The sequence below is a fragment of the Burkholderia sp. BCC0398 genome (assembly GCF_902833245.1).
Lineage (GTDB): Bacteria > Pseudomonadota > Gammaproteobacteria > Burkholderiales > Burkholderiaceae > Burkholderia > Burkholderia sola.
In genome coordinates, this window is record NZ_CADFEM010000010.1 from 341,668 (window position 1) to 347,700 (window position 6,033).

The 6,033-nt window shown below is 64.9% G+C and carries 5 protein-coding genes and 2 rRNA genes; 3 read left to right on the forward strand and 4 right to left on the reverse strand.

The window, feature by feature from the left end:
• The first annotated feature begins 16 nt into the window (after positions 1 to 16).
• From HWX76_RS23210 to HWX76_RS23220, 3 genes are all read left to right on the forward strand, one after another.
• The gene (locus HWX76_RS23210; protein WP_050016327.1) at positions 17 to 607 is read left to right on the forward strand and encodes a histidine phosphatase family protein; all 591 of its coding nucleotides are present in this window, start codon (positions 17 to 19) and stop codon (positions 605 to 607) included.
• Between the two features lie 165 nt (positions 608 to 772).
• A complete protein-coding gene (locus HWX76_RS23215) occupies positions 773 to 2,365 on the forward strand; it encodes an inorganic phosphate transporter (protein WP_176016391.1) in 1,593 nt (530 codons plus the stop codon).
• Positions 2,366 to 2,632: 267 nt separating this feature from the next.
• Positions 2,633 to 3,394 (forward strand): 2OG-Fe(II) oxygenase, encoded by a 762-nt coding sequence (locus HWX76_RS23220; protein ID WP_060733620.1) that lies wholly within the window; start codon positions 2,633 to 2,635, stop codon positions 3,392 to 3,394.
• A gap of 257 nt (positions 3,395 to 3,651) precedes the next feature.
• Here the strand turns inward: HWX76_RS23220 and HWX76_RS23225 are convergent, their stop codons facing one another.
• From HWX76_RS23225 to HWX76_RS23240, 4 genes are all read right to left on the reverse strand, one after another.
• Entirely contained in the window at positions 3,652 to 5,076 is a 1,425-nt protein-coding gene (locus HWX76_RS23225; RefSeq protein WP_176016392.1) for a DHA2 family efflux MFS transporter permease subunit, read from the reverse strand.
• Positions 5,069 to 5,344 carry a hypothetical protein gene (locus tag HWX76_RS23230; RefSeq protein ID WP_124595062.1) on the reverse strand — a complete coding sequence of 92 codons (276 nt, stop codon included), beginning with the start codon at positions 5,342 to 5,344 and terminating at the stop codon, positions 5,069 to 5,071. The genes HWX76_RS23225 and HWX76_RS23230 overlap by 8 nt, the downstream gene beginning before the upstream one ends.
• A gap of 294 nt (positions 5,345 to 5,638) precedes the next feature.
• Positions 5,639 to 5,751: ribosomal RNA gene (gene rrf, locus HWX76_RS23235) — 5S ribosomal RNA — on the reverse strand.
• Between the two features lie 186 nt (positions 5,752 to 5,937).
• Positions 5,938 to 6,033: ribosomal RNA gene (locus HWX76_RS23240) — 23S ribosomal RNA — on the reverse strand; the annotation flags it as partial.

The window sequence follows — 6,033 nt, forward strand, 5'->3', positions numbered from 1 at the left end:
TCATCCGACAACCGACATGACCAAACCTGCCTCGCTCTGCCTGATCGCACACGCATCGACCCGCGCGATGCGCACCGGCACGTTTCCCGACGACGACCTGCTCGACGCGCACGGGCTCGCCGAAGCCGCTGCGCTGCGCGGCCGGCTGACGGGTGCTGCCGGCTCGCTCGTGCTGTGCAGCCCGGCACGCTGCGCAACGCAGACCGCCGATGCGCTCGGGTTGCACGCCGACATCGACGACGCGCTGCGCGACATCGACTACGGCAACTGGCGCGGCAAGCGGCTGCACGATCTCGCGCGCGACCTGCCCGACGAACTGGCCGCGTGGATCGGCACGCCGTCCGCGTCGCCGCATCGCGGCGAATCGTTCGACGCCGCCGCGCATCGGGTCGGCACATGGTTGAGCACGCTGCCGACGGATCGCGATGTCGTCGCGATCACGCATGCGCCGATCGTCCGCGCAACCCTCGCGCACGTGCGGCGGATGAGCCTCGAGGCCGCCGCGCGTCTCGACGTCGCGCCGCTGTCGTGCACGACATTCGTCGCGTCGCCGAGCGGCTGGACGTTGGCCGCGACGGCCGCCAACGTGCGCGACACCGGCGCGTAAACTCACTGTCCTGCTCACTATGTGAGCGAACGATGCGCGCCGACGCGTCGCATGTCGCCGCTCGCCTTACATCCCGTAAGACACACCGTTCGTCATCCCGACTGTCATCAAACTGACTGCTAGCCGCAGCTAGGATCGGACGCGGTTCCCTCACGAGATGCCGTCATGAATCAACCTGCTTCATCCGCCCCGAACAATCTGGGTTCCGTCGCACGCACCCGGCAGATCGGCTATGCCGCGTTCCTGCTGGTGCTCGTGCTCGGCGCCGTCTATATCGCCACGCACCTGATCGACGATCTGGCGCCGGTCCGCGAAGGGACGTTGTTCCCGTACCTGCTGCTCGGCGCCGCGCTGCTGATCGCGCTCGGCTTCGAATTCGTCAACGGCTTCCACGACACCGCGAATGCGGTCGCGACCGTGATCTATACGCACTCGCTGACGCCGAACGTCGCGGTGATCTGGTCGGGCATGTGGAACTTCCTCGGCGTAATGGTTTCGAGCGGCGCCGTCGCGTTCGGGATCCTGCAGTTGCTGCCGGTCGAGCTGATCCTGCAGGTCGGCAGCGGCTCGGGCTTCGCGATGGTGTTCGCGCTGCTGATCGCCGCGATCGTCTGGAACCTCGCGACCTGGTATTTCGGGTTGCCGTCGTCGAGCTCGCACACGCTGATCGGGTCGATCATCGGCGTCGGGCTGATGAACCAGCTGCTGCACGGGCCGTCCGGCACGAGCGGTGTCGACTGGGGCCAGGCGCTCGGCGTCGGCAAGTCGCTGCTGCTGTCGCCGATCGTCGGCTTCCTGTGTGCGTCGCTGCTGCTGCTCGTGCTGAAGGCCGCCGTGCGGATTCCTGAGTTGTACAAGGAGCCGCCGAAGGATCAGCCGCCGCCGTTCTGGATTCGCTGCCTGCTGATCCTCACCTGCACCGGCGTGTCGTTCGCGCACGGGTCGAACGACGGACAGAAAGGGATGGGCCTCATCATGCTGATCCTGATCGGCACGGTGCCCACCGCGTATGCGCTGAACAAGGCCGTCACGCCCGCCGAATCGCAGACCTTCGTGGCGGTCGCGAACCAGGCGGCCGCGACGTTCGGGAAATACACGAACGGCGTCGCGCCGTCCGCGAACCCGCGCGCCGATGTCGAATACTACGTGCAGCATCGCGAACTGACGCCCGCCGTGCTGCCGGCCGTCGCGCAGTTGTCCACGTCGCTTGCGACCGCCGTCGGCGCGTCGGGCTCGATGGCGGCCGTGCCGCAGCGCGACGTCGACAACGTGCGCAACACGATGTATCTGGTGTCCGAAGCCATTCGTCTGATGGAGAAGTCGGGCCAGCCCGCGTTCGCCGCCGACGACAAGCTCGCGATCGACAACTATCGCAAGCAGCTCGACCACGCGACGAAGTTCATTCCGACGTGGGTGAAGGTCGCCGTCGCGATCGCACTGGGTCTCGGCACGATGGTCGGATGGAAGCGGATCGTCGTGACCGTCGGCGAAAAAATCGGCAAGCAGCATCTGACGTACGGACAGGGCGCATCGGCCGAACTGGTCGCGATGCTGACGATCGGCGCCGCCGACATGTACGGGCTGCCCGTGTCGACGACTCACGTGCTGTCGTCGGGTGTCGCGGGCACGATGGCGGCGAACGGCTCCGGGCTGCAATGGAGCACGGTGCGCAGCCTCGTCCTCGCATGGGTGCTGACGCTGCCGGCGTCGATCGCGCTGGCGGCTGGGCTTTACTGGTTGTTCCGGTCGCTGGCGTGATCGTGTACGCGGCGGGGGGCGGGCGATAGCCGGCTACCTGCTGCGGTAGGTTGGATGTGGCGCTTCTCCGCCTTTCCGCTTCCCTCGCCGCTCCGGCCCGTCGCCACATTCAGTGTGCCGATACCGCGCCTTCAACGTTTCCCCGTTTCCTGGCCGGAATTAAAGCGCAAGATCTGGAGCGTGCCGGCGCCCGGACGCCGCTAGACTGGGTTCGTCAACTTTCGTCGTGGATTCGACCGTGCGCGACCGCACGGCGCGACACCGCCGATGCCCCGAGGTACGCCCGTGAACATTCTCGATCTGCCCCCTGCCGTCGAACCGCCGGACATCGCGCAACGCGTCGACTCTCTCGACTGGCCGAGCGTCGATGCCGAGCTCGATCGCTACGGATGCGCGCGCGTGCCGGGCCTGATGTCGGCAAGCGAGTGCGATGCGCTCGCGTCGCTCTATCCCCGCGATGCGCTCTATCGTTCACGTGTCGTGATGGCGCGACACGGCTTCGGCCGCGGTGAGTACAAATATTTCGCGTATCCGCTGCCTGCGATCATCGCCGAGCTGCGCACGACGATCTACCCGCATCTCGCACCGATCGCGAATCGCTGGAACCAGGCACTCGGGATCGACGTCCGTTATCCGAAAAACCATGCGACGTTCCTCGATCGCTGCCACGCGGCAGGACAGACGCGATCGACGCCGCTGATCCTGCAATACGGCGCCGACGACTACAACTGCCTCCATCAGGACCTGTATGGCGAGCACGTGTTTCCGCTGCAGGTCGCGATCCTGCTGTCGGCGCCGGGCCGCGATTTCAGTGGCGGGGAGTTCGTGTTGACGGAACAGCGGCCACGCATGCAGTCGCGTGCGGAAGTGGTGCCGCTGACGCAAGGCGACGCAGTGATCTTCGCGGTACACGGCCGGCCCGTGCAGGGAACCCGCGGCGTCTATCGCGTCAACCTGCGCCACGGCGTGAGCCGGATCCGAAGCGGCCATCGCCACACGGTCGGCATCATCTTCCATGACGCGCAGTAGCGGGAGCGGGGACAGCTGCGCTGCTGCCGCGCCACTTATTGCGCATTGCATTCATGCTCGTCTCGGCACCGCATGCCATCGTGAGGAAAGCGGTCCAACCGAGCATGGCCGGCCAGAACACCGCTCGCCCGCGGCGGCCGAAGACCGATTGCGCTGACCGTCAAGCGATCGCGGTCGCAATGAATCAGCGCTTCCGGTGAGCACGACGAAACACGCTTACTCACCTGTCGCCCCGCCAACATGATTTGCAGTCCAGCCTATCCTCGCGCCACGCTGGCCCGCAGCCGGTCGCCGGCATCGAGCGCCAGCCGTGCGTAGCCCGGCAACGTCAGCAGCGCGAGCACGCCCGCCGCGACGAACGCCCAGCGGAAATCGTCGAGCACGTAATGCATGCCGGCCGCGTCGCCGCGCCCCCATGCCGCGAGCCGCAGCGACAATGCACCGAACGCGATCCCCATCCCGATCGTCATCTGCTGCGCGGCGCTCCACAGCGTGCTGGCCGCGCTCGTCTGCTGAGCCGGGATGTCCGCATAAGCCAGCGTCGCAAGCGTCGTGAACTGCATCGACCGCGTGAGCCCGTAGACGAATACGACGAGCAGCGTGATCGTCAGCGGCGTCGACGCGGTCAGCCAGCCGCATGCGATCGTGAAGATGCCGACGATCGTCACGTCGACGAGCGCAACGCGCCGAAAGCCGTAACGGTCGAGGATCCACGACGTGCCCGCCTTCATCCCGAGATTGCCGAGCGCGCTCGCGAGCAGCAGCAGCCCTGACTGGAACGGCGACAGCCCGAAACCGATCTGGAACAGCAGCGGCAGCAGATACGGGACGGCGTTGATCGCCATCCGCGTGATCGAGCCGGTGATGACCGTCACCGAGAACGTCGGCACCTTCAGCGTCGTGAAATCGAGCAGCGGATGCGCGCAGCGTCGCGCATGCAACCATGCGGCGATACCGAACAGCACGCTCGCACCCACCAGGACAACCGCGCGCGCGAAGTCGACATCCTGCTGACCGGCCGCTTCGGTGCCGATCAGCAGGCAGGTCAAGGCGCCGCCGGCCAGCACGAAGCCGACCCAGTCGAGCGGCCGTTGCTCGTCGGTCCGCGTATTCCGGACGATCAGCCAGGTACAAACGAGCGCGGCCAGGCCGAACGGGACGTTCAACAGGAAGATCCATCGCCACGATGCATAGGTTGTGATGAAGCCGCCGATCGGCGGCCCGACGACGGGCGCGACGATGCCCGGCCACGTGATCGTCGCGATCGCACGCATCAGCTTCGCCTTCTCGGTACTGCGCACGACGATCATCCGCCCGACCGGCACCATCATCGCCCCGCCGACACCTTGCAGCAGCCGGGCAGCCGTGAACGACATCACGCCTTCGGACAGCCCGCACAGCACCGACGCACCGGTAAAGACGACGATCGCGCTCGCGAAGACGGTGCGCGAACCATAGCGATCCGCGATCCAGCCGCTGATCGGAATGAACACCGCCAGCGCCAGCATGTAGGCCGTCATCCCGAGGCTCAGTGCGTTCGGCCCCACACCGAACGAGCGCGCCATTTGCGGTAGCGCGGTCGCGATCACGGTCGTGTCGAGATACTCCATGAAGAACGTCGCGGCGACGAGATACGGCAAGAAGTCGGTCGTCCGACCACCTTGGGCAGGGTTGTCAGTCATGAACGATGCGGGAGACGAAATGCAAAAAGCGCCGATCGCGGGCGGATGCAGGCAAGCACCCGGGAATCGGGACGAACGGTGATATTACCCCGAAGGGTTGGCTCCCCGCTCTGCCGCGCATGTCGCGCACGTCGCGCGAATGAACTTTATGCGCATAGATTTTTGTGAGGATTTCGCGCTGCGTTCGCCGAGTAATGCGCATGACGCGGTGCCTCGAGGAACGCGCAGATGCGGAGATTTTCGCCAGAAAGCGGTATTTATCGATCATTGTCGCTCAATATCGCGCATCACCGGCCATCACAACATCGTCATCCGAAGTATGGCGTGTGACGGAATCGATCTGAAGATGGATGGGTCCGGTTGGCGGGAGGGGTGAGAGATTCAGACGGCACAACCGCGGAGTGCTCGAGAACGGCAGAGCGCTGAATGAGGGGCTCGCTCGCTGCGATGGATTGCGTAAGCGGAAAGCGGAGTCGCCTCGGTCACGCTTCGCCACATGCTTTTGGGGACGCCGAAATGCAAAAACCCCCGCCTTGTCGGGCGGGGGTTCTTGGCTTAGGGAGCCTGACGATTACCTACTTTCACACGGGAATCCGCACTATCATCGGCGTAGAGTCGTTTCACGGTCCTGTTCGGGATGGGAAGGGGTGGGACCGACTCGCTATGGTCATCAGGCAAAGGGGGTTGTTGTGCTGGCTTCGCAGCACAACCAATCCTGGAAGAAGCAGTAATTGAGTTGGGTTGTGAGCTGTATCTCACACGTACGCGGTAGTTCAACCGTCGTACGTCGAGTGCCTCACACTCGACGCTCGATGTCCGTAAGCGCTAAAGCGCCAACGGGCATCGAGACAGACTTGTTATAGGATCAAGCCTTACGGGCAATTAGTATCAGTTAGCTGAACGCATTACTGCGCTTACACACCTGACCTATCAACGTCCTGGTCTCGAACGACCCTT